This window comes from Hyphomicrobium sp. (assembly GCF_036262015.1).
Taxonomy (GTDB): Bacteria; Pseudomonadota; Alphaproteobacteria; order Rhizobiales; family Hyphomicrobiaceae; genus Hyphomicrobium_C.
In genome coordinates this window covers 45,953-72,514 of record NZ_DATAJR010000004.1, presented here as the reverse complement: position 1 = coordinate 72,514, position 26,562 = coordinate 45,953, and the positions used below count along the sequence as shown (strand labels likewise).

General features: G+C 63.2%; 23 protein-coding genes. 13 read left to right on the top strand and 10 right to left on the bottom strand.

Annotated features, from left to right (window positions below; genetic code table 11):
* Positions 1-50: 50 nt before the first annotated feature.
* On the bottom strand, positions 51-1,250 hold the full coding sequence (locus tag VHO05_RS01305) for an alpha/beta hydrolase (protein ID WP_329644804.1): 1,200 nt from the start codon (positions 1,248-1,250) through the stop codon (positions 51-53).
* 465 nt (positions 1,251-1,715) lie between these two features.
* Here VHO05_RS01305 and VHO05_RS01300 point away from each other — a divergent pair, with 465 nt between their 5' ends.
* The gene (locus VHO05_RS01300) at positions 1,716-2,387 is read left to right on the top strand and encodes a pyroglutamyl-peptidase I (RefSeq protein WP_329644803.1); all 672 of its coding nucleotides are present in this window, start codon (positions 1,716-1,718) and stop codon (positions 2,385-2,387) included.
* A 37-nt stretch (positions 2,388-2,424) separates the two neighbouring features.
* Positions 2,425-3,777: a TIGR03808 family TAT-translocated repetitive protein gene (locus VHO05_RS01295; RefSeq protein ID WP_329644802.1), complete on the top strand. Its 1,353-nt coding sequence runs from the start codon at positions 2,425-2,427 to the stop codon at positions 3,775-3,777.
* 3 nt (positions 3,778-3,780) lie between these two features.
* On the opposite strand, the gene VHO05_RS01290 is transcribed toward VHO05_RS01295, so the two are convergent.
* Positions 3,781-4,446 (bottom strand): hypothetical protein, encoded by a 666-nt coding sequence (locus VHO05_RS01290; RefSeq protein ID WP_329644801.1) that lies wholly within the window; start codon positions 4,444-4,446, stop codon positions 3,781-3,783.
* A gap of 326 nt (positions 4,447-4,772) precedes the next feature.
* Here VHO05_RS01290 and VHO05_RS01285 point away from each other — a divergent pair, with 326 nt between their 5' ends.
* The 5 genes from VHO05_RS01285 (at position 4,773) to VHO05_RS01265 (ending at position 14,692) form a co-directional block, all read left to right on the top strand.
* A complete protein-coding gene (locus tag VHO05_RS01285) occupies positions 4,773-6,908 on the top strand; it encodes an AsmA family protein (protein WP_329644800.1) in 2,136 nt (711 codons plus the stop codon).
* Positions 6,909-7,014: 106 nt separating this feature from the next.
* Positions 7,015-8,550: a M23 family metallopeptidase gene (locus VHO05_RS01280; protein ID WP_329644799.1), complete on the top strand. Its 1,536-nt coding sequence runs from the start codon at positions 7,015-7,017 to the stop codon at positions 8,548-8,550.
* A 46-nt stretch (positions 8,551-8,596) separates the two neighbouring features.
* Positions 8,597-12,679, top strand: a complete 4,083-nt coding sequence (locus VHO05_RS01275) for a M4 family metallopeptidase (protein WP_329644798.1) — start codon at positions 8,597-8,599, stop codon at positions 12,677-12,679.
* A 54-nt stretch (positions 12,680-12,733) separates the two neighbouring features.
* Positions 12,734-13,723: a hypothetical protein gene (locus VHO05_RS01270; RefSeq protein ID WP_329644797.1), complete on the top strand. Its 990-nt coding sequence runs from the start codon at positions 12,734-12,736 to the stop codon at positions 13,721-13,723.
* Between the two features lie 168 nt (positions 13,724-13,891).
* On the top strand, positions 13,892-14,692 hold the full coding sequence (locus VHO05_RS01265) for a DUF2189 domain-containing protein (RefSeq protein ID WP_329644796.1): 801 nt from the start codon (positions 13,892-13,894) through the stop codon (positions 14,690-14,692).
* Positions 14,693-14,859: 167 nt separating this feature from the next.
* On the opposite strand, the gene otnI is transcribed toward VHO05_RS01265, so the two are convergent.
* A complete protein-coding gene (gene otnI / locus VHO05_RS01260; RefSeq protein ID WP_329644795.1) occupies positions 14,860-15,636 on the bottom strand; it encodes a 2-oxo-tetronate isomerase in 777 nt (258 codons plus the stop codon).
* 8 nt (positions 15,637-15,644) lie between these two features.
* Positions 15,645-16,067, bottom strand: a complete 423-nt coding sequence (gene arfB / locus VHO05_RS01255) for an alternative ribosome rescue aminoacyl-tRNA hydrolase ArfB (RefSeq protein WP_329644794.1) — start codon at positions 16,065-16,067, stop codon at positions 15,645-15,647.
* Positions 16,068-16,224: 157 nt separating this feature from the next.
* On the opposite strand from arfB, the gene VHO05_RS01250 reads away from it, so the two are divergent.
* The gene (locus VHO05_RS01250) at positions 16,225-16,569 is read left to right on the top strand and encodes a hypothetical protein (RefSeq protein WP_329644793.1); all 345 of its coding nucleotides are present in this window, start codon (positions 16,225-16,227) and stop codon (positions 16,567-16,569) included.
* Here the strand turns inward: VHO05_RS01250 and VHO05_RS01245 are convergent.
* The 5 genes from VHO05_RS01245 to VHO05_RS01225 form a co-directional block, all read right to left on the bottom strand.
* Positions 16,566-16,895, bottom strand: a complete 330-nt coding sequence (locus VHO05_RS01245) for a hypothetical protein (protein ID WP_329644792.1) — start codon at positions 16,893-16,895, stop codon at positions 16,566-16,568. The two genes, VHO05_RS01250 and VHO05_RS01245, sit on opposite strands and share 4 nt — an antisense overlap.
* 152 nt (positions 16,896-17,047) lie before the next feature.
* Positions 17,048-17,929, bottom strand: a complete 882-nt coding sequence (gene rfbD / locus VHO05_RS01240; protein ID WP_329644791.1) for a dTDP-4-dehydrorhamnose reductase — start codon at positions 17,927-17,929, stop codon at positions 17,048-17,050.
* A 135-nt stretch (positions 17,930-18,064) separates the two neighbouring features.
* Complete coding sequence (locus VHO05_RS01235) at positions 18,065-18,448, bottom strand: hypothetical protein (RefSeq protein ID WP_329644790.1); 384 nt, start codon at positions 18,446-18,448, stop codon at positions 18,065-18,067.
* A 159-nt stretch (positions 18,449-18,607) separates the two neighbouring features.
* Entirely contained in the window at positions 18,608-20,203 is a 1,596-nt protein-coding gene (locus VHO05_RS01230; RefSeq protein ID WP_329644789.1) for an NAD(P)/FAD-dependent oxidoreductase, read from the bottom strand.
* A 50-nt stretch (positions 20,204-20,253) separates the two neighbouring features.
* The gene (locus VHO05_RS01225) at positions 20,254-20,538 is read right to left on the bottom strand and encodes a hypothetical protein (RefSeq protein WP_329644788.1); all 285 of its coding nucleotides are present in this window, start codon (positions 20,536-20,538) and stop codon (positions 20,254-20,256) included.
* A gap of 222 nt (positions 20,539-20,760) precedes the next feature.
* On the opposite strand from VHO05_RS01225, the gene VHO05_RS01220 reads away from it, so the two are divergent.
* Positions 20,761-21,156: a nuclear transport factor 2 family protein gene (locus VHO05_RS01220; protein WP_329644787.1), complete on the top strand. Its 396-nt coding sequence runs from the start codon at positions 20,761-20,763 to the stop codon at positions 21,154-21,156.
* Between the two features lie 151 nt (positions 21,157-21,307).
* Here VHO05_RS01220 and VHO05_RS01215 read toward each other — a convergent pair whose 3' ends face one another.
* A complete protein-coding gene (locus tag VHO05_RS01215; protein ID WP_329644786.1) occupies positions 21,308-22,204 on the bottom strand; it encodes a branched-chain amino acid aminotransferase in 897 nt (298 codons plus the stop codon).
* A 171-nt stretch (positions 22,205-22,375) separates the two neighbouring features.
* Here VHO05_RS01215 and VHO05_RS01210 point away from each other — a divergent pair, with 171 nt between their 5' ends.
* The 4 genes from VHO05_RS01210 to VHO05_RS01195 all read left to right on the top strand — a co-directional run bounded on the left by VHO05_RS01210 (position 22,376) and on the right by VHO05_RS01195 (position 26,500).
* Positions 22,376-22,969, top strand: a complete 594-nt coding sequence (locus tag VHO05_RS01210) for a MarR family winged helix-turn-helix transcriptional regulator (RefSeq protein WP_329644785.1) — start codon at positions 22,376-22,378, stop codon at positions 22,967-22,969.
* Positions 22,970-22,971: 2 nt separating this feature from the next.
* On the top strand, positions 22,972-23,694 hold the full coding sequence (locus VHO05_RS01205; RefSeq protein WP_329644784.1) for a response regulator transcription factor: 723 nt from the start codon (positions 22,972-22,974) through the stop codon (positions 23,692-23,694).
* Positions 23,695-23,890: 196 nt separating this feature from the next.
* On the top strand, positions 23,891-25,228 hold the full coding sequence (locus VHO05_RS01200; protein WP_414653681.1) for an ATP-binding protein: 1,338 nt from the start codon (positions 23,891-23,893) through the stop codon (positions 25,226-25,228).
* Between the two features lie 12 nt (positions 25,229-25,240).
* A complete protein-coding gene (locus tag VHO05_RS01195) occupies positions 25,241-26,500 on the top strand; it encodes an MgtC/SapB family protein (protein ID WP_329644782.1) in 1,260 nt (419 codons plus the stop codon).
* Positions 26,501-26,562: the final 62 nt, after the last annotated feature.

Below are 26,562 nucleotides of genomic sequence, written 5' to 3'. Positions count from 1 at the left end.
CGACCCGCACCGCCTCCTAGCGACTGTCGCAAAGCAGAGTTAACGAACGCTTAGGGATGCGCGTCCGGGTAGCGCCAGTAAAGACCGCGGTCGGTCGTCACTTCCTCGAGCGTCGGTGTGCGCAGCTTCGGCGGACGCGTTCCGCTTCCGATCAAGGCCGCGATATCGGACAGCAGGGCGTTGTTCTCTGCGTATCCCGAGTGGTTGAGCCCAAGGCTGTCCGTGCTCGCGGCGGAGACGTCGATGGTGTCGATGCCGGGCAGCACGAGCGGACCGGCGGCCGGTACGTCGCCCGCGCGCGGGATGCCGCCGTAGAAGTTCCGCGACACGCGAAGGGCGCGGTCATTGCCCGCGGCATAGAGCGTCACACCGCTCGCCAGTCCCTGGATATCGCGCGCGATGTTTTCGAAGTTGTCGCGATCGACGTCGGGTGCGGCCAGTATGATCTGGCTGATCTGAACGCCTTCGGGCTTGGAGCGGCGTAGATCCTTCAACACCTGCAGTGTCGGCTGGTTGCCCATGCTGTGCGCGATCACGCTGACGGACTTTGCGCCGGTCTTGTTGATCACGAGCTCCATGAAATCCTTAAGGTACGGCTCAGACTGGCCCGAGCTTTCCCGGTCATAGGTGTAGCTCGCGAGGCCACCGCCGGATGGCCAGCTGTAGGCAAAAGCAGCCCCATCGAACTTCAGGTCATAGGAGATCTGCGCCGTTCGGTAGATCGCGTAGTCGAAGCTCGTGTTGTAGCCGTGAACAAAGATAAAGGCGTGGTCCTTGTAGCGGGCCGATTGGGCAAGCCGCTCGCGGACAAGATTGAGAAACTCTTCCTCCGAAAGTGACTTGATCTCGTCCATCGTGAAGTGGCGGTTTGGATCCTCCGCCTCTTCGTAGAGCGTGACGTTGAAAACCTTGATGGTCCATGGGCGCTCGATGGACGGCACCTTGTGCGCCTTTGGGACTGTGACGAGCGCGCGCCCAAGCTCGAGACGGCGGCCTCGCTCGCTACCGTAATCGAGGCGCTGCTCGTTCGGCTTCTGGGCGCGATCTGTTCCGTAGTACACTGGAACGATGTCCCACTCACCCTGCGCCTTTTTCGGCGCGTCCGTGGGGGGCGGGGCTGCGGCAGGCTCTGGCGGTGGCGCGCCATCTGCGGCCGCCGGAGGCGGTGCTCCGCTGCCGACCGGTTCGGGTGCACCCGCGCCGGGCGCTTCAGCGTCCGGTGGCGGAGCGGCCGAGCGCGGAGCGCTCATTTTCGGGGCCCGCGGCTTGCTCAGAGTGTCGGGCGGCTCGGCCTCGTAGTGACGCGCACCGTCCTTTTCGGCTTCTGCCGCGCTGTCTTGCGGTGGCGGGCTGCCCGCAGGTGGAGGGAACGAATCTTCAGGTGCTGCGTCTGTTACAGGCGGACTGCCCGATGACGGAGGTTCGGCCTGCGGTGCAGGAGCCGGAGGCGCGCTACTTTGCTTGGGCGCTTCCCCGCACGACGTAACGAACGCTGCCGCTAGACAAACAGCTAGAACTCCCAATTTGTGCAAAGCCGCCTCCCCAGAAATTCCCGGCAGTGGCGCACCATTGAAGGATCGCCGTCGCGTTCCCACGTGTCGCAGGCGGCCACCGAAAGCGGATCGGAGGGTAGTTCCGATCCCAATAGAGATCAACGAATTCGCAAAGGCCAAAACCTTTCATTGGACATTTCAAACGGCTATCACTCGAGGGTGATGCGGCGGCGAGATACCATTCTTCTGACGGGCTTCGGTCCCTTCCCTGGCGTCACCGAAAACGCTAGCGAGCGTTTTGTTGCAAAGCTCGCGCATCTGGCAGCACGCCGCTTCAGCGCGCATCGTGTCGTGGCCAGAATTCTTCCGACGGAGTGGGAACGCGCGCCCTCACGCCTTCAGACGCTCTACGAGCGGGAGCGGCCCAAATTGGTCCTGCATTTCGGCGTCTCTCCGAACGCAACCTGCTATGTGATCGAAACCGTCGCACGCAACACGCGGAAATCCGCCGAAGATGCCATTGGCGCGTTCCCGCACGATGACGTTGTCGTGCCTGGCGGGCCAACCAGGATCTCCGCCCGTCTTCCCGCCACCGACATCAAGGAACGGCTTGCCGCCATCAAAGTCCCGTCCGTCGTGTCGGAGGATGCAGGCGCCTATCTGTGCAATACGGTGCTCTACAAATCCCTCCTCTTTGCCGAGCAGATCGAGGAGCCGGATGCCGTCGGCTTCTTCCACATTCCTCAAGTCATTCAGCCGGCACTTCTCAAGTCAAAAAGCGACCCCAAGGAGATGCGGTTCGACTGGGGCACGGCCCTGATCGGCGGTCTCGAGATCATCCGGACCTGCCTTGGACGGCCTCCGCCCTCGCGGCGACACGTTAAGGTCCATTAACCCGCTTCAGGCATGATGCGGGCTGGAGCCCGCGTCCATGCACCTCGACCGCCGCACACTTCTCACGACAGGACTGGCAACGACCGGATTGGCGACGGCCGCCGTCGCGGCCGGACCGCGTGATCAGCCGCGCGAACAGGGCCAGTCCCCATTCGTGCTTCTGCCCGATGAAACGCGGGATCAGACGGCCGAATTGCAAGCGGCCATCGATCAAGCGGCTGAGCGCGGCGTGCCGTTGACGCTTGCGGCCGGAACCTTCCGCGTTGGCGCGCTGGCGCTCCGGGCTAACACCCGCCTGATTGGCGCCTCGCGCCAGACGGTGCTCGAGTTCTCCGGTGGCGGCACGTTCCTTACAGCCAAGGACGCGAAGGGAATTCGTCTCGAAAGCCTCGTGCTGGACGGCAACGGCCTTGGCATCGACGCCACACGCGCGACCGGACTGATCCAGCTCGACGATTGCGATGGGTTTTCTCTTTGCGATCTCGAGGTCCGGCGTGGACTTCTCAATGGCATTTCGCTGTCGCGTTCGTCGGGCTCAGTTGCGGATTGCTGGGTGCACGATTTCTCGCAAGCCGGCCTGTTGAGCCTTGACGCAACAGGGCTCACCATTTCGCATAACCAGGTTACCGACTGCGCCAATAACGGCATCCAAATCTGGCGCAGCGCGCCGGGCGAGGACGGCAGCATTGTCTCCGCGAACCGGATCGAGCGCATCGCCGCCAAGAGCGGCGGTAGTGGCCAGAACGGCAACGGCATCAATGTATTTCGTGCGGGCGGCGTGCTGGTGTCCGGAAATCGCATCTCCGATTGCGCCTATTCGGCCGTTCGCGGCAATGCCGCCAGGAACATTCAGATAATCGGCAACGCGTGCCGGACGATAGGCGAAGTGGCGCTCTATGCGGAGTTCGCCTTCGAGGGCGCGCTGATTGCCAGCAACCTCGTCGAGGGTGCAGCCAGTGGCATCGCCGTCACGAACTTCAACGAAGGTGGGCGGCTCGCGGTCGTACAGGGCAACCTCGTGCGCGACCTGTTCCGGCGTGAGCAGGAGCCGGTCGACAAGCGCGGCGTCGGGATCAGCGTCGAGGCGGACGCCGCAGTGACAAGCAATGTCATCGAAGGCGCGCCGACGGCGGGTATCATCGCCGGATGGGGCGCCTATCTGCGTGATGTTGCCATCACGGGCAATCTCATCCGGTCGTCCGGCGTCGGTATCCTTATCTCGTCCGATCCGGCGGCGGGTGCCTGTCTCGTCAGCCAGAATATGATCTCGGGCGCCCGCGATGGCGCGATCCGCGCCATGGATCACGGCGAACCGAACGGACCGGATCTCGCGTCCGCCGAGCCGCCCAAAGGCGGACGGATCGCGATCAGCGGCAACCTGTCGGTGTAACCACTACGGCGCAGGCGGCGGCGCTGCCCGGATCAGCTTCAGCATCTCGCTGTCCTTCGAGATCTGCGTGGTGTCACGGCACTGAGACTTGGCCTCGTCCGTGCACTCGACCGTCACGGTGTAGGGCACGCCGAACCGGGTGATGGTGTATTCCGCGAGAAGTCCTTCCTCGCCGCCCTCGTTACGATCGTCGAACACAGAGACCGCAGGACCGGCCTGTGGCGCGGCACCAGCGGGCTGCGTCGGATAGACGGGGAAGCTGTCGGCCTTGAACTCATGCTGGACCCGAAGGTCAGCCGAAACCGAGACCGTCACATCGCCGTAGCGTTCGACGATCTGGTACCAGACCGGATTTTCCTCATCCATCACCACGTCACGCTCCGTCGCCGGGCGCGGTCCGAGGCGGAACGTGTTCTCGGCAACGCCCGGCGTGGCTTCGAAAGCCAGCACCGGCAATTTCAGTTTGCCGAGCTGATCGTCAGCCTGAGGACCAAGCGAACGCGGAGGGTTCGCGGCTGCCGCGCTGACGAAGCTCTTGATTTCAGGATCTGTCCACTGGACCGCAATCAGCTTGTCGGCGGCCCAAAGCGGCGATGCCGTGGCAGCGAAGGCGGCCAGCGCCGCGAGACGCATCCACGCGATGCGAGAGCACTCATCTTCACGCGACATTCGCCACACCCTTGTTTTGCATGACTAGTTTCCGGCACGCCTGATCGGCGTCCGGTCATTAGAGCCTCGCATTGAGGCCGAAATCTATCCGGCGCTCCTAGTCGCAATCAAGAACTGCGTGCAAAGAGTCGCTCTCGGGCAACGCCCCTCCGCACAAGCGCGGATAAGGTGTGCCGCCGGTTGAACGGCGGCGCGCCAGATAGTATTCCGCATGCATGCCACGCTCCCCGGGGGGAGCGCCACGAGACACCGACGCGCCGTTCGCCAAAAAGCGGATCGGCCGTGTTTGGCGTGATCGTGGGCAAACGTGTTGCGTGGAGACCCGCATGGCATCTGATCCTGGAACGCTCGCGGCGCAGGGGGCGCGCGCAAAGGGCAGCACAGCTTGGAGGGTGTTCCGGCTGCTCCTGATCGGAGCGCTGGTCTCCGTGGCCTTGCTCGTCGCATTCCCGCCGACCGGCCTCATCAAGGATCAAATCGCGAAAAGCGTCGGCCAATCGATCGGGCGCACCATCACGATCGGCGACATGCGGCTGCGCCTGCGGCCGAAGCTGGACGTCGAATTCGATCAGGTCGCGGTTTCCAATCCCGTCGGGATGCCGGCCCGCGACGTCCTCCGTGTCGAGACCATCAAGACCCGCGTGGATCTCTTGCCGCTGCTCAAGGGCCGCGTGCGGATGGACAGCCTCGATCTCGTGAAACCCGAGATCGCGCTGGAGGAAGATGCAACGGGCACGCGCAACTGGGTGTTCGGAACGCAGCCCGCCCCAGTGGCGGCCGGCGCCGCACCCGCTGAAGCTCCTGCGGCAACGCCGGCGGCATTCAACCTTCCGCCTGTGACGAACGTCACCGACGGCTCACTCACGTTCCAAAGCGCAAAGACCGGTGCCAAGCGCGCCGCCAGCAAGATCAACTCCGTGCATACGCTGGATCTGATTTCAGGTGCTATGGCCTCCAAAGGCAACCTGTCCGCGGGCGGCGAGACGGTCGTTTTCGATGTCGCCCTCTCGGATTTTGACGCAATGCTGGCCGGGAACTCGTCACGGCTCATAGCCAGCATGGATGCCCGTCCGCTCAAGGCGTCGGTCGAGGGTGACGCGGTATTTTCCGCCCTCGCGGAGTTCAAGGGCGATGTCACGGCCTCGTCGCCCTCGCTGATGGATCTCGCGTACTGGCTCGGATCCGATGCAGCGCCTTCCGGCGAGCCGCTGAGGAGCTCGCTCGAAGGCAAGATCGCTGCGACGACACAGGACGTCACGTTCACCGAGACCGATGTGATGGTCAACACGACAAGCGGCCGGGTCGACGGCAAGCTCGACCTCGGCGGCGACCGTCCAAAGTTTGCCGGAACCATTTCGAGCGAGCACATCGATCTCGGGCGGATTTCCGGCTCGTCACAGCGAGCCGCGCTAGCGCCTTCGCCGCAAGAGGATTTCGAACCGCTGATTACGCCGAGCTGGGATCAACTGCTTAAGGACCTCGACACGCTTGAGAAAGGTCCGGCGGCCGCGGCACAAGCCGAACCGAGCGCGGCGCCTACCGCCGCAGCCACCTCTGGATGGAGCGAGCAGCCGTTCAATCTCAAGGCGCTCCGCTCTTTCGACCTCGATGTGATCCTCAACGCAGCCACGATCACTTACGGCGCGCTGGATCTCAAACAGGGGCGTGTGAAGGCGACCATTGCGGACGGGACTCTCGATGCCAACATCGAAGAGCTTTCAGTTGCGGATGGAAAGGCTGTCGGCACCGTCACCATCGACAGCAAGGCCTCTCCGCCGCGCGCGGCCGTTGCGCTGACGCTCACGGACGTGGCCGCGGAACCCGTCGTGACCGAGCTCACCGGCAAGCCGCTGCTCTCCGGCAAGTCCAATGTCGAGATCACGGCCACGGCCGCTGGCCAGAACCAGGCCCAGCTTACCTCGACGCTCGACGGCAAGGCGCGCTTCCGCATGGCGCAGGGTGCACTGCGCGGCTTCGACGTGCGCCGCATGATCTTCGAGTGGTGGAAGAGCTGGAAGTTCGATCTCGCCATGAAGACCGGCTTCGAACGGCTCGATGCACAGTACGATATCAAGAAGGGCATCATGCGCAGCCAGCCCGGCTTCGAAATGGGCGGCTCCGAGGTCGAAATCAATTCGGCAGGTACCGTGAACGTGCCGAACAAGCGGCTCAATCAGGAAATCCGCGTCAAGGCGATCCCACCGCCGACGGCGTTCCCGATCCCCATCCGCATCTCGGGCGATTGGGCGAAACCATCGATCGGCATCGATTGGGGCGGGCTCTTCTCCGCCGCGCCGGGGCTCGGCGGACCGCAAGCACTTGCGGCCTCACCGGAAGCGGCGCCAGCAAATGTTCAAGCCGCGATCCGCCGTGTTTTGTCAGCCGATCTGCCGCCGGATCGCCTGTCGCCGGAGGCGCGGCAGATGCTCGAGTCCTTATTGCCCACCGACGCAACCCCTTAGGGGGATTTCGAAATCGGTGCACGCGTTGAATGGGTTTCACACTTTCGGCACTATTCGGTCAGATCCAAGTGCACACTGAAGTTGCAACGGGTACGGGGGACGTGGCGTGAGGATAGCTCGTGGAATCGCGTTGTGCGCCATTCCGTTGGCCGCAAGCATCCTGTTCGTGCATCCGGCGCAAGTGCCGGCCCAGGATCATTCGGCGGCCGTAGCCGCGGCCGCACCTTCCCTGTTTGGGCGCGACCTCGCGACCTACGCACTCGTGCACAGCCTTGCGGGGCCGGGCATGACCGCACGTCCCGGTTCTCCCAGCTCTGGCGCCGATCGCGGGTGCACTGCGCGCAACGCCGACGGCAGCCTCGTTCACCTCGCGCGGTGCAGCCTTCTTCCTCCCGACGGCACGCCGACCACGCCTCCCACCAATCCCTCGACCGGCGAAGGCCCTACGACACCTCCCACGCCGACGGAACCGCCCGCGACGGGCGGCGGCACAACTAACGATCCCGCCAAGGCCGGCTTTGCCTATTATCCGCCCGGCGAACTCTTCGACCGCGACAAGGGCCGCGGCCGGGCCGATCGCTATGTCTACATGCCGAACATCATCTTCCCGTTGAAGCTCGGCGAGGGGCAGTTCCCGCACATGAATTCCCAGATCTGGGGGTATGGCGGCGGCGGCTGGAACGGCAAGGGCGCGGCCGGGGGCAGCGACAGCGATCCGCGCAACTACGATCCGATGAAACAGCGCGACAACTACTGCGAGGTGCGCGGCTGGGAGATGCCGCTGTGTCCGGGCGGCGCTGGCCATCAGGGACAGGACATCCGTCCGCCGAGCTACAAAGATAATTATTGGGAAGTCGTAGCGGTCGCGGACGGACAGATCGTCAACGTCACGTCGAACACGACGGTGCAGCTCAAGACGAACGACGGCACCGACTTCTACTATCTTCACATGCACCCGAAATCGATCACCGTGAAGACGGGGGCCAAGGTCAAGCAAGGTCAGGTGCTGGGTAAGGTCTCGCGCTACATGGGTGGCACCGTGTCCACGAGCCTGCATCTGCATTTGCAGGTGCGCCAGCGCATCAAAGCCGGCGACAAGACCATGCAGGTGTACGTGCCGACGTTCCCGTCGCTGATCGCCGCACTGCGCCGCGCGAAGGGGTTCGATCCGGGCATCGATGCCAACGGCAATCTGATGGTCGACGCAGGCCTCGAAATCGGTGCGCCGCAAACGCCGCCGACGCCTGCTCCTCAACCCCAACCGACGCCAACACCGTCGCCAACTCCGGCTCCTACCCCGACACCCACTCCTACGCCGACTCCGGCTCCCGAGCCTACGCCGGCGCCGGAACCCGCGCCTCAGCCGCAACCCGAACCGACACCTGCACCGCAACCGGAGCCAACTCCTGCCCCGGCACCCGAGCCGCAACCGGAACCCGCACCAACGCCCGCACCGACTCCGGAACCGAGCCCGGCGCCTGCTCCGACACCGCAGCCGGAGCCCGCTCCCGCGCCGAAGCCGGAACCTGCACCTGCCCCGTCGCCACCTCCCGCGCCGGCCCCCACTCCGCAAGAGAAGGGTTGGTGGGGTTCGGCCAAAGACAATTGGTACTCATGGTGGAAATGGGCGACCGGCCCGTGACCGCTGCCTTGATTTGCATTTGTTGATTTGAGTTAGGAGCTCACCAATGCCGAGACATACGCCAGCTTACGCCATGGCGATGCTCATGGCTCTCACCGTGCCGTTCGCTTCGACAGTGCAGGCGCAGTTGCCGCCGTCGCAGTACGACAAGTTGCAGCGAACGCTCGAGGAGAAGTTCGCGCCGAAGAAACAGGCACCGAAGCCCGCGCCGTTCGGCCAGAAGAAAGACGACTTCATCTATGTCGACCCGGGCGCCTCGAAGAAGGAGAGCGATCCCAAGGCCAAGCGTTCTGACATGACTTGGGGCGAGAGTTTCTCCTCTCTGTTCTCATCGTTCGTGGGCAGCGGCGAGGCCGAGTCCCGCGTGCCCAAGGGGGCCTTTGCTGAAGCCGGTGCCGAAGCCGGATCCACACGGCATCCGTCCCTGTTCCGGACGATGTTTCCGCAGCGTTCCCGCACACCCTCCGGCCGTCCAGAGCCGGCTGGTGACCGCAAGGTGCCCGTCGCAAAGCCGAACAGCTACGTGATCCAGCTCAGCCCAACCGCGACCGACAGGGACATCGAAGCACTGCTCAAGAAATACAACCTCAAGATCACCAAGATGATTGCGCCGCTCGGCGTGATCACGGTGGAGGTGGACGGCGCACCGACGCCTGTGCAATCGGCGCCGGGAGCCACGGCGCAGGACAGCAAGGCCCAGCTGCAGAACGTGCTCGAACCGCCTCTTATCCGCGATCTTCGCAAGGAGAAGGTCGTCGATGGCGCATTCGTCAACTCGACGATGGAGGCCAAGCACCTGCCCAAGAGCAAGGGCGCGACGATCACGGTCGGAAGTGATGTCTTCAGCTGGCGCTGGAACGCAGGTGACGGCGAAGACGGCAACTGGGGCCTCAAGGCCATTCGCATGCCGCCGGTTTGGACCATTCTCGAGAATTATCGCAAAGCGCACCCGGACGCCCAGAGGCCGAAGATCGGCATCATCGACGGCGGCTTCGCAGCCAACCCGGCCGTGCCGTTCGCATCGATGGAGAACGTGAAGCCGCTCGTCTACCACTCGGCGGGCTGCGGCACGCACCATGGCATGCACGTGGCGGGCATCATCGGCGCACGCGGCGGCGACCAACCGGGCATCGACGGCATCGTACCGGACGCCCGCATGGACGCAATCGCGGTCGACGACACCATCGTCGGCGACTCGGGGCATGTGGGCGTGGACGAAGGCTGGCAGGTGCACGCGCTCCTGTTCGACGACGTGCTCGCGAAGACGCTCGACTATGTCTACGCCAACCTCATGACGCCCGACGGCTTGCGCGTCATCAACATCAGCCTCGGCTACAATTTCGTGGCCAGCAACTTGCTCGGCGACGACAATCCGGAAGAGGTTCCGGGCCTCGCGCTGCACATCATGCATCAGGCCAACCTGATCCGGCTGATGGCGAGCCGGGTGCAGGACCACGTGCTGTTCGTCGTGGCCGCCGGCAACGATTCCGAGGATCGCGCCACGCCGATCGAAGCCAAGTGGGCCTCGCCCTTCGCGTGGGCCGGCACGCAGGACTCTGCGACAGGCGAGAGCCCGCCGAATATCCTGGTCGTCGAAGCCGTGGATCGAGACGGCACGCGCGCCGAGTTCTCCAACCTCGGCGGTCATGTGGCCGCGCCCGGTGTCGACATCATGAGCACGCTTGCGGCCGACAAGCTGCCGTTCGGCGTTTGCAGCGGCACATCGCAGGCGGCGCCACACGTCGCAGCGCTGGCTGCGATCCTGTTCGAACTGGCACCTGACAAAAAGCCCGCCGAAATCGCAAAGGTACTGGAAGCCAGCGCAACGGCGCCACCTACCGGCATCACACGTGCCCCAATGATCGACGCACTCGACGCGGTGGCACAAGTCGCGCCGCAATCGGTCCGTCTGCTTGCGGATCTCGATGGCGACGGCGTTGTTGGGCCGAGCGACCTCGCCGCGTTCTCACGTCAAGTGGCGACGCTTTCGAGTGCGGCAACGGCGAACACGGCCTTCACCGAGGATCTCAACGGGGACGGCGTCATCGACGACAACGAATGCTTCTGGCCGCAGATCGACCTCAACGGCAGCGGGCACGGCGCGCTGTCACCCAAGGACTCGCGCAAGCTCGGTGGAAGCGATCGGACCGATCTCGCGACTATGGAGTTCCTGTGGTCGGACGCGGCGACGCCGTTCGGCACCGCGGTCGCGGCTACGGGGCTGGCGACACCGCCCGAGATGTATGCGGTCGCGGAATCGCAGCCGGAACCCATCACCAAATGCCGCCGTATGATCAGCACTGGGGTGACGGTCGCGGACAACGCGGCGACGCCCGCCGCACCATCGAACGGCGAGGCCGCAACGCCTCTCGTTACGACTTCACCGGGTGCTGCTCCTTCGTCGAGCACCACTCCGACTAGTGCGGAAGCGCAGGAAACGAAAGCCGAAGTCCAGCGTGCCGTCGAAGAACTACGCAAGACGCACCCGAACCTGCGCGTGACCATCAATCCGGCGACGGGACTGCCAAACACGGTCATGGGGCTTTCACCGCAACCCGGCGCGGGCTCACCTTCGATCGGCGCCGCGGAAGCGCCTCGCGAGCAGACCGAGGAAGAAACCAAGCGCGCGGTCGAATCCTATTTCGGAACCGGCGGCTTGAGCTCCCTCTTCCCGAAGAAGAACAAGAGCGCGAAGCCCGAATACGTGGGACGCCGCAAGGATCCCGACTTCCCGAACCGCTACGTGGCGGAGGTCGAGCAGCGTGTGGACGGCGTCCCAGTCTTCGGATCGACCGCCAAGCTCAACGTGGACACCTCGCTCGGCGTCACGAAGTTCAGCGGCACGATTTCGAACGTGGCGCTCGACGACACCAAACCGAAGATCGCGGAAGGCGAAGCGATCGCAGCGGCGCGCGCCAAGCTCGCCGAAGTTCTGCGCAGCGCGCCGGACGCTTCGCGGGCTTTCCCTTTGGCCCCGAACGCTGAAAAGGCCGAGGTGAAGAAGCCGGACCTGCTCGTGTTCGATCCTGCGCTCGTCGGCAAAACCAAGGGCGGAGCGACGCGCCTCGCGTGGATGATCTCCATCGACAACTTCCGCATCTTCATCGACGCGAACACCGGCGAGGCGTTCTATTACTATCGTGACCAGCCATCCGGCATGCTGCGGCGGATCTTCGATCTCGGCCAGATGACGGCCTTCCCCGGCACGATGGGGATCGACGAGGAGAAGCGGACGCGCGCGGAAAAGCTCGCACCCGAAGCGCTCACCGCGTTCCGCAACGCCGGCATCGTACGTGATTATTTCTTCCTCACGTTCGGACGCGACGGTTTTGACGACAACGCGGGCCAGGGCGGCTCACCGCTCGAAGCCTATGTGCGCCATGGCCGGACGCAGAACGCCTACTGGTGCACGTCCAAATCCTACGACTGTCCAAAGGCCAACGTCATGGTCTACGGGCCTGGGTATGCGGATGCGCTCGATATCGTCGCCCACGAGATGACACACGGCATCATCGCGCATGAAAAGAACCTGCTCTATCTCAACGAGCCCGGCGCGGTGAACGAGTCGCTTGCGGATATCTTTGGTGCGCTGATCGAGTTCGATGCCAAGGGTGACGGCGGCAATTGGCTGATCGGCGAGGCTTCTCCCGGCTTCTCCATCACCTCACCGCTGCGCAGCATGGCCGACCCGAACCTCAAGGACGGGAACAATCGCTCCATGTTCGACCGGACGGCGCGCTTCTCGCTCGCGAACCGCGGCCAGCCCGACCACTACGCGGACGTGCTGTCGCCCGACGACAAGCAGTGCGGATCTACGGCCTACCAGGACAACGGCTGCGTGCATTTCAACAGCGGCATCCTGAACAAATTCGCCTACCTCATCGCCGAGGGCGGGACACATCGCGGCGTGACGGTGAAAGGGATCGGACGCTACAAGCTCGGCCGCATCACCTACCGCGCCATGACCGTGGGCCTCAACCAAAGCTCGACGCTGTCGAACGCAGCGAACGCGTTCGTGGAGGGATGCTTCGAGCTCGCGAGCGGGGAACTCGGGGGCATCATTCCTGCCGATTGCGAACAGGTCGCGGCCTCCCAGCGGGCGGTCGGGCTCGAGGTGCCGTCGAGCTGAGCGTTTCCGTTGCCGATTTTGATTTGAGTTGTTGTGAGAGACGAGGACAAGAGCATGACACGGGTCACACTCGACCGCCGCCAGCTGGGCGCAGGGTTTGCCGCCGCGATGGCGCTTCCGCTCGCGGCGCGGCTCGACCTCTCGTCCGCCTTCGCGCAAGAAGGACGCGGCACGTGGTCGGCGCTGAGCAACCTGTCCGAGGAAGCGCAGCGGCTCGGGTTGTCTGTCCCGCGCATGAGCCTCGCGCCGGCTTCGGCCTCGGAGGACTTCTCCGAAATCCAGCCGGCCATCGTCGACTTCATGGACAGCGTCACGTCGTCGGCGCCGGATGCGCGCGGCGTCACCTCGGCCGACGTCGATAGCCTGATCGACCGGGCGTCCGAGCTTCTGCGCACGAGCCGCAATGCCGAACGAGCCCAACGCGACATTCCCGAGGGCCCATCGGCCGCCGCTATCGCGGCACCGAAGTTCGAGGTGATCGCCGACGACTACAGGAAGCTGTTCGCGACGTGCGAGGTCAAGTCCGAGAAGCGGTCGGAGGTGATGTGGTACGTCTCGAAAATCACCGACCCGACGCGGCGCAAGGCGTACGAAGCGGTGGCCGAGGAAACCTGCGTGCCGTGGTACTTCACGGCGATCATCCACGGCATGGAATGCAGCTTCGATATGACGTCGCATCTGCATAACGGCGACTCCCTCAAGGCCAGGACGTGGCAGGTTCCCAAGGGTCGGCCGAATCCGTGGCTGCCGCCGTCCGACTGGGTGTCGAGTGCGTGCGACGCGCTCCGCTACGACAAGCTCGACGAGAAGCCAGACTGGGGCCTCGCAAACATGCTCTACCGCTGGGAAGCCTACAACGGCTGGCGCAGCCGCCTGCTTTACAAGATAAACACACCGTACCTGTGGAGCTTCTCCAATCACTACACGAAGGGCAAGTTCGTCGCCGACAACGTGTGGGATGCGAACGCCGTGTCCAAGCAGTGTGGCGCAGCGGCGATGCTGAAGGCGCTGGTCGAGACCGGCGCGGTTTCGCCGCCCGCCTAGCGAACCCGAGAAAGCTCGGCTCGATCTCTCTCGCTGTGCATTGGAGATGATCTTCCGCCAGCACGGCTCTCGCCCCCCTTGATCCGGATCAGCTCTGCGCGCTTCCCGAGATGCTAGCGTTGGTTGCCCAATCGCGAGCGGCACAAGGAGCAGGAGCTGGGACAACCGGTGGAGACGCAGACACTTTCCGGAAAACAGGATCCGGTCGTCCGCAGGATCACAACCAGCGACGTGATCGACGCGCTGGCTCGTGGCGTGCGCGATTTCCAGGCCGCACCTCTCTATGGCTTGGTCCTCGGCGGGATCTGCGCCCTTATCGGCATTGCCGTGATCGCCACTCTTTTCTTTGCGGGCATGCCCTACTTCGCCTATCCGATCGCGGCCGGTTTCGCGCTCGTCTGTCCGAGCCTCGCGGCAATGCTCTACGAAGTGAGCCGTCGCCTCGAGCGCGGCGACGACCTGTCCTTCGGTGCAATCTTGCGCACGGTGACAGGCCGCAGCGAGGTGCGCTGGATGGGCTTCATGACCATCTTCGTGCTCATCATGTGGATGTATCAGGTGCGGCTTCTGATGGCCCTGTTCCTGGGCTACAGCGGCATGTCGGCAACGCTCCCGGCGTTCATTCACACCGTTCTGACCACCACCCCGGGCCTCATGTTCCTGCTGGTTGGAAATGTCATCGGCACGATCCTGTCGATCGTCCTTTTCTCGCTCTCGGTCGTCTCATTTCCGCTCGTGCTCGAGAGGGACGTCGATTTCGTCACGGCCATGATTACGAGCGTCCGCGCCGTGACCCTGAATCCCAGACCGATGCTGCTGTTCGGACTCATCATCGGCGTGTTTCTGCTGCTTTCCGTGCTCACGGGCTTTCTCGGGCTGGTGTTCGCTATGCCCATCCTAGGCCACGCCACATGGCACCTTTACCGCAAGGCCGTCGCGCCAGAGGCTCTTCCCGCTACTCGTGATTGAGCCGCGAAATGGCATTCCTTCGTGCGGCTGCAAACAGGTGCGCCGTCCAAGTCTGAGGTCGCGCCTCAGCGCGCAATGACGCATCGGCGAATACCGCTGTCACTGGCGACATCTCTGGTGTCCGCTAAGGGTCAAAAGCGGCCAAGCAAGCCTACCTAGGCAAATGACTAGCCCAGGGTGACGCCGCAGGCGGCGGGCCACGTGAGGCCCGCTTCGGTGCCTGCGCGCGGCTTGTATTCGCAGCCGATCCAGCCCGTGTAGCCCGTCGCGTCGATGGCGCCAAAGAGGCGCGCGTAGTCGATCTCGCGCGTGCTCGGCTCGCCGCGATCCGGCGGATCGGCGCACTGGTAGTGACGCGTGAGAGGCGCGAACTCAGCAATGGCGGCTTCGACACCGCCCTCCATGACGTGGCGGTGATAGAGATCGAACTGCAGGCCGAGGTTCGGCGCGCCGACTTCGGCGATGACATCCCGCGCCTCCGCCGTGCGCGTCAGATAGTAGTCCGGCATGTCACGCGTATTGATCGGCTCGATCAGAATATCGACGCCCAGCGGCGCAGCCCATTCGGCGGCAAGCCGAAGGTTCGCCACGTAAGCCTCGCGCGTTGCGCCGTGGGTCGTGAGCCCTGCCATGCAATGAAGGCGCGGGCACTTGAGGGTCTCGGCATAGGTGAGCGCCAAATCGACGGCCGAGGCGAAGTCATCCTCGCGGCCGGGTAGCGCCGCGTAACCGCGCTCGCCCTTATCCCAGTGGCCCGGCGGAAGATTGAACAGCACGAGCGAGAGCCCGTTGTCGTCGAGGCGCGCGCGGATCTCTTCCGCCGGTGTCGCGTATGGAAACATGAACTCGACCCCCTTGAAGCCCGCGCGCGCGGCCGCCGCGAAGCGGTCGAGGAAGGGCAGTTCAGTGAACATGAAACTGAGATTGGCGGCGAAACGGAGCATTCCGGGCTCTAGTCAACGGATGGGCGGGATTGGCGGAGCTTTTTGACGGAGCCGCGCTTGACCTTGCTGTCGACGCGACGGGCCCTGGCGGCTCGGCTCGGCTTGGTGGCGACGCGCTTCTTCGGCACATAGAGTGCTTCGCGCACGAGCTCCGCGAGGCGATTGCGTGCATCCTCGCGGTTGCGCTCTTGCGTGCGGTGCCGCTCGGCGCGAATGACAAGCACGCCGTCGTCAGTGATGCGGCGGCCGGCGAGCACGACGAGGCGATCGCGCACGGCCAACGGCAGGCTCGGCGAGTGGCGCACGTCGAAGCGCAGTTCCACCGCCGTCGAGACCTTGTTGACGTTCTGCCCGCCCGGACCCGAAGCGCGGATGAAGCGCTCCTCCAGCTCACGATCGTCGATCGATATTTTGTCCGTAATCTCCAACATGGCGCGTGTTTAGCAGAGTTTTGCCGGGATTAAAGGGACTTGGAGCCGCGAACCTTAAAGATCGGGCCGTGTGTGCCACGCGGAACTGGCGAGGGAAAGCAACGAGACTAACGGTGATCCAATATTCTCAGTCCGTCTCGGACGCCGGAGGACACCCATGCTCACGTCTCTTGAATTGCTCATCAATGGTTTCGTTGCACTCGTCATCCTGCCCTTGGCGATCGCCTCTTTGATCGGCGGATCGAAGGCGCCGGAGAACACGATCCTGACCAAGTACTATCGTGCGGAGCCACACCTCATGCTGGTCAGCAACGTGTTTCTGCTGTCTGTCTGCGCGACCGCAATTGCAAAGCTCGCCCAGCATTTCGGTTATCTCGATGCCGGCCAAGCGGAGCGGCTCGAGCCTTGGCTGACTATCCCGCTGATGGTTCTGCTCGTTGTTTTTCTCGCCATGGCGGTCAAGGCTTGGCTGAAGGTCCGTCGTGAAGGTACGGCCACCTAGATCAGACACACGCAGGCGAGCGTGATGGAGAGGACGATGGCGGCGTCGAGCCAGCCCTCGCCGCCTGCTATCCATGCCACAAGCGCGGCTGTTACGACGAGAACGGGAAGGAGCAGCTCTGCGACGACGAATGTCGTCACAGGGAGCGACAATGGCCCGGCGAGAGTAGACAGGCGCCCGGACCAGGCGCGAACGAATACGAACAATGCCAACGCTGCTCCGACGGCGATGGCCCACCACCATGCCCGGGGAGCCGGCTGTGCATATGCAAAAACTGAGATTGCGAGAACGGCAAACGCGAGGATTTTAGGAACGAGCGAAGGCATCAGGACTGGCGTCTCTTACAAATGCGCGAGCGTCGCGGGCTCTAGAGCGTGATTTTTTGATTTAGTCGAAATCACGCTCCAGGTCTTTGTTGAGACCGATTGATTCATCCTTCGGACTGATAGGGTCCGGAGCGATCATGGTTTAGCAGGCGCTAGTGCAGGCTCAAGAGTTGCCCGACACAATCGGCAACGCCTTGCTGCCAGGCAGGCAGACGCAGTCCGAAGGTGCGCTCGAACTTCTCGCAATCGAGTTCCGAATTGAGCGGGCGCGGCGCGACAGCCGGATATTCGCTGCTTGTTATGGGCTCGATCAACCTGGGTAGGGCGTTCGGCGCTTGGATGACGATCTCGCGGGCAAAATCATGCCAGGACGCCGTGCCTGATCCTGCGGCGTGGTATGTGCCCCACGCGGGCTCCATCTCCGATGTGCCGATGCCGCGCGCCACATCGAGAATCGCGGACGCCAGATGTGGCGCGTAAGTTGGGTTTCCGTGCTGATCGGCGACAACACGCACGATCTCCCCGCGATCGGCGGCTTCCAGAATTTTCTCCGCGAATGTCCCTTTGGCAGGACTGAACACCCATCCGGTGCGAATGATGATGTGACGGGGATTTGCCCCCCGGACGGCGCGCTCCCCTTCGAGCTTGGACCGGCCAAAGACCGTCGCGGGGCAGGTCTCATCGGACTCGATATAGGGCGAGGGCTTCGCGCCGTCGAAGACGTAGTGCGTTGAAAGGTGGATGACCGGCACGTTGCGGCGTGCTGCTGCGCGCGCCAAAAGCGCCGCGCCATCGCGGTTGAGCGCGAACGCCGCATCCTCGTCGGCCTCGGCCTGATCGACGGCGGTATAGGCTGCCGAGTTGATCACGATATCCGGCGAGATGTCGCCAAACGCCCGCTCGATGGAGCGGGGGTCGCGCACATCCAGTGCGGGACGGCCTGCCGCGAGCGCTTTGATCTCGGGGCGAGACGGCGCCGCTTCTATCAATGCGCGAGCCACTTGCCCGCGCCAGCCGGCAATCAACAATCGCATGTTCGGCCCTCAATGCTGGTGGCGCATTCCAACAGTTGGCCAGACGCGTGGCAAACTCAGGGCGCCATGGGGTAGAACATGGTGCCCGTTTATCATCATTGCTCTAATCGCAGGGCTTTGCTGCCCTTGGTCGATCTAGGCGCAGACGGGGAATCTGATCGTGTTGTTGCCGTCAGGCGCGATGTTTGCCGGCGCCTGCCGCATCGACTGCGGAACAACCGGTCCGCCCAGGGCGCTGCTGACGATTTCCTGATCCAGGCCATGCTCAAGGCATTCGTGGGCCAACTCGTGAGCGTACCGCACCAGGGAATCGTGAACCGCTGCCTGAAACGAGGCTACGAAAACAGCGCGGGCGCGACTGCCTGAGATGAACCCATCCGACGTCGCGAGATCAATCGTATATTCCGAACCCGATACGCGCGTGACTCCAAGGATGAGACTGCGCACGGCTCTAAGCTCGCGCTCGAATTCAAACGCCAAGTCCCGCTTCATTGCTACGTAAAGTGCCAGTTTTCCCATGGTGGGCCCCCTGCCGGAAAACGCCGTGCAAGGATGAAGTTCGACTTATTCGCTTTACGAGAGGTTAAGGCCCCTTTTCGATTTCTTATTTTTACTCATTAGAATCATAATGTTGGTCTATCGATCCACCGTCCTTCAACGTTCATCCGCGCTTCTCTGTCACCACCACCCCTTGAAATCACGAATGATTTCGCGCGCTGCGTTGTGTCCGGGCACGCCGGTGACACCTCCGCCGGGATGAGCACCAGATGCGCAGAGATATAGTCCAGGAACCGGCATCCGGTAGTCCGCGTGGCCCAGAACGGGGCGCATGGAAAAGAGCTGATCGAGCGAGAGTGCGCCGTGGAAAATGTCGCCGTCGATCATGCCAAAGCGCTGCTCGATATCGAGCGGCGAGAGAATCTGTCGACCCAGAACCGACGTTTTGAAATTCGGCGCGTAGCGCGTCACGGTCTCGATGACGAGATCGGCGAAAGCTTCCTTTTCCGTGGGATCGGACCAGGACCGGGGCGCAGGTAAGTGCGGGGCCACGTGTTGGACGAAGAGGCTCGCGACATGCCGTCCGGGCGGAGCCAGCGTCTCGTCCAGCGTGGACGGGATCAGCATTTCGACCACAGGTTCCCTCGACCAGCCGTCGCGGCGTGCGTCGAGGTAGGCACGCTCTAGGTAGTCCAGCGTCGGGCCGATGACGATGCCCGATGCAAGGTGATCCGTACCCTCGCGATTTGGGCGGCACGTGAAGTCCGGCAGCTCAGACAGAGCGACATTCATGCGGAAGGTGCCCGACCCCGATTTTAGGCTCGCGAGGCGCTTGTGGAGCGCGGGCTCCGCAACGCCTTCCGGCACCAGGCGCGAAAACAGGAGCTTGGGCGGCACGGCGGCCGCGACTGCGCGGGCTTGCACCACCTCGCCGTTTGCAAGCACCACACCTGTGGCGCGGCCGTTCTTGATCGCCACTTCGCGCACGGCGACGTTGGTGCGGATTTCTGCGCCCTTCTCGCGGGCTGCGCTGGCAATGGCCGCGCTGATCGCGCCCATGCCGCCGACCGCATGGCCCCACATGCCCGCCTTGCCGTTCACCTCACCGAAGCAATGATGCAGCAGGACATAGGCGGTACCGGGTGTGGAAGGCGCCGCATACGTTCCGACGATGCCGTCGAATGCGAATGCGGCCTTTACGGTCTCATTCTCGAACCAGCGCGCGAGGAAGTCGGAGGCGCTTTCGGTGAACAGCGCAGCGAGGTCCCGTTGCGCTTCACGAGGCAGCGCCAGGATCGAACGCGAGAGGCGCGCGCCTTTCCAGAGTTCCAGCAAACCACCGCCTGCGTTGGGCGGCGTTTCCAACACGAGCCGCTTCAAAACGCCGGCGGCTCTATCAAGCGCCGCGTCGTACTCGGGAAGTCGCGCGGCATCGCGCTCGGAGAATGCCGCAATCGCCTTCTGCCGTGCCGCAAGGCCGTAAGGCATCAACAGAGCGCGTCGCTCGTCGACAGGCCAGAAATTCGCCACGGGGCGAAGAACGATGCGCAGACCGTGGCGATGGAGGTCGAGGTCGCGAATGACTTTCGGATTGAGCAGGCTCACTGTGTAAGCCGCCACCGAGTTCCGGAACCCAGGATGAAACTCCTCGGTGAAGGCTGCGCCACCCACGTTGGCGTTTTTTTCCAGCACCACGACCTTGAGTCCGGCCGCAGCCAGATAAGCTGCAGCAGTCAGGCCGTTGTGGCCCCCACCGATGATCGCAACGTCATGCAAAGCTGGTCGTCCTCTCGAAAGCACTGTTCCGGCAGAGGACTACATCCAGGTTAACCCCAGGTGCAAACGGACTTGTAACAGCGTTTGCGCACCCCACTGATCGTGCAGCTCGAGGCGACGAAGCGGCAGACGCGGCAACTGTAGGACGACAGGCATCCGCGATAGCTGCCGCCCTTGGTATAATTGCAGGTAACGATGGTCTGGCAGTCGCGGCCGGGATTGATGGCGCCGCCGGGGCCTTCCTGAGCCTGACCAGGACCGGCAGCCAGTGTGGACGCACCGAAGACGACCAGGAAACTGGCGAGGCCAATCAAAGCTTTGCGCGCTGTCGTCATGGCATTGACCGCGTAGCTCGATGCACGTTGCCAACTTTCTGCCACTTTTTGCCGTCTGGCAACGGATGAATTGGCCGGTCAGGTCAAACCGGCGGGTGGACGTTCGTTCCGAGGCGGAGGGGGACGAAATCTGACTGGCGCTATCGGCAATGGCTCCCCACGTCTAGCGCATGAATTCGGTGATCCCGAAATGAAGGGCGGAAGCACATGTGGGAGGTTGAGATGGATGATCGAACCGTGCGGGCAGCGCTGAAGCGCCATTGGGATGCTTCGGACGCGGGCGATTTCATGGTCGAACATGAAATCTACCGCGAGGATGCTGTGCTTGAATATCCGCAATCGGGCGAGCGGATCCGCGGCCGGCACAACATTCAAGAGAGCCGCTTCGTCCAGCCAAACAAGAAGCGTTTTTCGGTCCAGCGGACTATCGGCAGCGGCGATCTATGGGTCACTGAATTCGTACTGAGCTATGACAGCGTGCCATCTTACGCAGTGAGCATCATGGAGTTCCGCGAAGGACTGGTGGCCAACGAAACGCAATATTTCGCCGATCGGTTCGAGCCCGCGCCCTCGCGCGCGCAGCTTGTCGAGCGAGGAGGCGAAATCGCGTCGTCCTGACTGCAGCGCCGAGGAGAACCGGATTGGCGTTGCTGCAGGCGAGATGTCATCACGCCTGTCTCGACGAGTGCTTCTGGCCTTAAGGGGAAACGAAAAGCGGGGCACCTCGTGGAAGGCACCCCGCTCAACTTTCCAATTCTGCAGCCGCGACCTACTCGGCGGCGGCCTTCTTCTTCGGCTGCACGAGCGACATGTAGTCGTTGAGCAGCGCCTCTGTGATCTGAGCCGGCTTGAACTTGAAATCGCCGATCTCGGAGACCGGAGTGACCTCAGCCGCAGTACCCGTGATGAAGCATTCCGAGAACGAGCCAAGCTCGTCCGGCATGATCGCGCGCTCGCGCACCTCGAAGCCGCGCTGCTTCGCAAGCGCGATGACTGTACGGCGCGTGATGCCGTCGAGGAAGCAATCCGCCTCCGGCGTGTGGATGACGCCGTCCTTGATGAAGAAGATGTTTGCGCCCGTGCACTCGGCGACGCGGCCGCGATAGTCCAGCATCAGCGCGTCGGCATAGCCGCCACGCTCCGCACGGTGCTTTTCGATGGTGCAGATCATGTAGAGGCCAGCGGCCTTCGCCTTGGTGGGCGCGGTCGCAGGATCCGGCCGGCGGTACTTTGCAAAACCGATGCGGATGCCCTTGAGGCGCTGCTCCATGGGGAAGTAGGAGCCCCAGTCCCAAGCGGCGACAGCCAAATGAATCTTGGTTTGCTGGGCCGAAACGCCCATCTGCTCGCTGCCGCGCCAAGCGATGGGGCGGACGTAGCAGTTGACGAGCTTGTTGGCCGCCATCACGTCGCGGCAGGCCTGATCGATCTCAGCCACGCTCTGGGTGATCTCGAATTCGAGAATACGTGCGCTCTCGACAAGACGCTCAGAATGCTCGGTGAGCTTGAAGATCTCGCCACCGTAGGCGCGCTCGCCCTCGAAGACCGCGCTGCCGTAGTGCAGCGCATGAGTCAGGATATGGACGTTGGCCTCGCGCCAGGGGACGAGCTTGCCGTCCATCCAGATGAAACCGTCGCGATCGTGGTAGGGAACGATCTCAGCCATGATGACGTCCTGTTCGGCTCCTGGTTTTGGGCTCGCCGCATGCCGCGCGGCCGCCGAGCCGCGCGCTTTATCGAATTTCGACGCCGAGCGCGGGCTTTTGGAGCCTCGCGCTCCTCTCGGCGCCCGGTCGAATGCGGGCGGCTCCTTGAAAATGACTTGCCAGGAGTATCAATGGCCTTCAAATATGTCAACATGGCTGACATAACTCGCGACCCGTCCGTACCCCGCCGAAACAGTCCGTCCCGCGACGGCGCTGCCGGTGAGGCTGATGCCGTGAGCGAACGCCTCGATCTCATTACGCATGTCGAGCTGCTCTTCTTTGCGTATCGAGACTTTACGGGCGATCCGGACGCTGTCCTCGAACAATACGGCTTTGGGCGGGCCCACCACCGCGTGCTGCATTTCGTCCATCGCAACCCCGGCCTCAGAGTTGCCAACCTTCTTGAGATTCTGAAGATTACAAAGCAGTCGCTGGCGCGCGTGCTGAAACAGCTCATCGGCGAAGGCTTCATCACGCAGCGGGCGGGGGCGGAAGATCGCCGCGAGCGGCTGCTCTACGCTACATTGAAGGGAACGCGGCTCGCGGAAAAGCTGACGGCGCTACAGGTCAAACGCATTGAGGCTGCGCTTCAGACTGCCGGGCCCGAGGCGGAAGCCGCGACCAAACGCTTTTTGCTTGCCATGATTTCCGACGAAGACCGTGCACAAGTGGAGGCTCTGGTCCGGGTGTCACGTCCGGGCGACGTGATCTCCCAGGAGGACTGACAATGACCTCGATGTCCGGTCAACGCCCGGAACCTTTGCCGGATGACGCACCGCACGTGCTGATTGTCGACGACGATCTCAAGATCCGAGATCTTCTGGCACGCTACCTCTACTCGCAGGGTTTCCGCGTCACGACAGCGGCGGACGCCGAAATGGCCCAAGCTTCGCTTCGCGGACTGGATTTCGATATCGTTCTCCTCGACGTCATGATGCCCGGTATCAGCGGCCTCGAACTCGCACGCCAGATCAAGGCCGTGCGCGACATCCCGATTTGCATGCTGACCGCGCGTGCGGAGCCGGAACATCGCATCGAAGGTCTCGAAATCGGTGTCGATGACTACGTGCCGAAGCCCTTCGAACCGCGCGAGTTGCTGCTGCGGCTCAAGAACATCCTGCGACGGGGGCAATCCGCTCCTGCGGCACCTCCTCCTCAGGAAGAGGTGCGCATGGGAACGCTCGTGTTCCACATCGCGCGCGGCGAGCTCAAGCGCAACAACGAGACCATCAAGCTTACGGAGCGCGAGCGCGATCTCTTGCGCCAGTTCGCCCAAAAGCGCGGCGTGCCGATCCAGCGACATGAACTAGCGACCGATGACACGACCGGAAACGACCGCGCCATCGACGTGCAGATCAATCGCCTACGGCGCAAAATTGAAACCGATCCCTCGAACCCGGTCTACCTTCAGACCGTGCGTGGCAAGGGATATATCTTGTACGCAGACTAATGTGATGATCGAGAAATTTGCCATACCGTGCCGCGCGGTCGCTCAGGGACCTCGTGTCGGGCACAGGCGAACTTCGGAATCGGGACGCTAGCCCTTGGACCTCCTTGGCCCCTTCACCAATGCGTCGGACCGCGCCGGCAAGGCGTTCAGGTCGTTCGCGGAGGTGTCGAAGCCGTGGTTCGCAGGGTTCAAGTCGCTGTATCAAGGATTTGTCGGCCTGTTCGCCGAGATGATGCCTAAGGGCCTCTACGCTCGCGCGCTGATCATCATCATCGCGCCGATCGTGGTGCTCGAAGGCGTGATCGCCTTCGTTTTCATGGAACGCCACTGGCAAAACGTCACGCGGCGCCTCTCCGAAACCACTGCTCGTGACATCGCGGCGCTAATCGACATCTACGAGGGGTCTAAGCCCGACAAATACGACGACATCATCCGCATCGCGCGCGACCGTCTGAACCTGTCGATGCAAATTCTGCCGCCGGGCGATTTGCCTGAAGCGCGTCAGAAACCGTTCTTCGATCTTCTGGACCGGGCGCTGTCACGCGAGATCTCGCGTCAGGTCAAGCGCCCGTTCTGGATCGACACGGTTGGACAATCCCGTCACGTCGAGGTTCGCGTCCGTGATACCGACGCGATCCTGCGTTTCCTCGCCGTTCGCACGCAAACCTATGCCTCCAACTCGCATATCTTTCTGCTGTGGATGGTTGGCTCGTCGGTGATCCTGCTCACGGTCGCCATTCTGTTCCTGCGCAACCAGATCCGGCCCATTCTACGGCTGGCCGAAGCGGTGGATGCCTTCGGTAAGGGCCGGCCCGTGCCGGACGATTTCCAGGTCCGTGGCGCGCGTGAGGTCCGTCAGGCCGCAGCCGCATTCATCGAGATGCGCAACCGCATCCGCCAGCACGTGGAGCAGCGTACGACGATGCTCGCGGGCGTAAGCCATGACCTCAGAACCGTGCTGACGCGCTTCAAGCTCGAGCTGGCTTTCATGGGCGAGGGACCTGAGGTCCAATCGCTCAAGTCGGACGTCGACGAAATGCAGCACATGCTCGAAGACTATCTGGCTTTCGCGCGCGGCGACGGCGGCGAGGAGGCGACGCCCACCAATCTCACCGAGCTTCTGGAAGATATCCTCGAGGAGTCGCAGGTCTACGGCACCGCGATCGAGCTCAAGCTACGCCGCCGGAAGGGAGACATCATCCTTCCGCTCAAGCGTCAGGCTTTCAAGCGCGCCATCACGAACCTCGTCTCGAATGCGGTACGCTACGGCGATCAGATCGTCATCCGCGCCGCAACGGAAGGCCGATGGCTGCGCATCGAGGTCAATGACAATGGCCCGGGCATCCCCGCGTCCGAGCGGGCCAACGTATTCAAACCGTTTTACAGGATCGATCGTTCGCGCAACCAGGACGACGGCAATAGCGGCCTGGGCCTTGCTATTGCGCGCGACATCGCGAAGAGCCACGGCGGTGACATCACGCTTGGCGAAAGCTCAATGGGTGGTCTCAGAGCCATCATTTCGGTGCCTCTGTAAGGAAGAGTTCCGATGGATCAGGAAGAACTCTTCCGCCGCCTTGCCGTCGCCCTCGCGATCGGACTTCTCATCGGCCTCGAACGCGGATGGCAAACGCGCGAGGAAAAGGATCATCAGCGGACGGCAGGGCTGCGCACGTTCGCGTTGGCCGGTTTGCTCGGCGGCGTTTGCGGCCTGATATCGACTGTCAGCTCTCCCCTTGTTCTCGCCGCGGGCCTTCTGGCATTCACCGGCGCGCTAACACTCTTCAGTTTTCACGAGGCCACTGTCGAACAGAACTTCAGCGTTACCGGTGTGGTTGCCGGAATTCTGACATTCGTCCTTGGTGCCTACGCGACACTCGGAAACGAAGCGGTCGCGGTCGCGGCTGCCGTCGCGATGGCCATCCTACTCGCGCTGCGAGAGCCGCTGCACAGCTGGGTTCGCAACCTGACCTGGCCGGAGATGCGCAGCGCGCTCATGCTGCTCGCGATGACGTTTCTCCTGTTGCCGATCCTGCCGGACCGGCCCGTCGATCCATGGAACGTCGTCAATCCGCGCGAGATCTGGCTGCTCGCCATTCTGATCGCGGCCATTTCCTTCGCGGGCTACATCGCAATCCGGGTTTTCGGCGACCGGCACGGGATTGCCGTGGCTGCGGTTGCCGGAGGTTTGGCGTCCTCGACCGCGGTGACGCTGTCCTTCTCGCGGCTCGCCCGCGAGCACCCCGAAAGCACGCGTCTCCTGGCAGGAGGCATCCTGCTTTCGGGCGCAACGATGCTGGTGCGGGTCGTCGCCCTCGCTGGCGCTCTCAAGCCGGAGCTGCTCGGTACGCTGCTTTGGCCAGCGTTGGCGGCGAGTGCCGTTACGTTAGTCGGCAGCGCGGTTCTGCTGTGGGCCGGACAAGCGGGCGGAAGCCAGAGCTCGGGGTTAGAGCTCCGCAATCCTTTCGACCTCGGCACTGTGCTGAAGCTTGCTGGCCTCATCGGCATCATCATGCTCGTCGCCAAACTTCTCACTGAGAAGGCCGGAACTGCAGGGCTCTATCTGCTGGCGGCGGCGTCGGGCATCGCGGATGTCGACGCTCTGACGCTCTCGATGGCGCGTTTCGCCGGTGGACAAGTCGGTCTAATCGAGGCGGGGACGGCCATCCTCATCGCCGCGAGCGTCAACACAGTCGCCAAATCGGCGATGGCGACCTCAATCGGAGGCGCGCGGCTTGGACTTCTGGTCGGTGGCGTCAGCGCCGCCTCGTTGGCCGCGTTGGCTTCTGCGTATGTGATTGCGACCTAGCACAGGTCCTGCCTTTCCGATTTTTGGCGCGCCGGCTAACAGCAACTCCGCGGGCTTGCGTC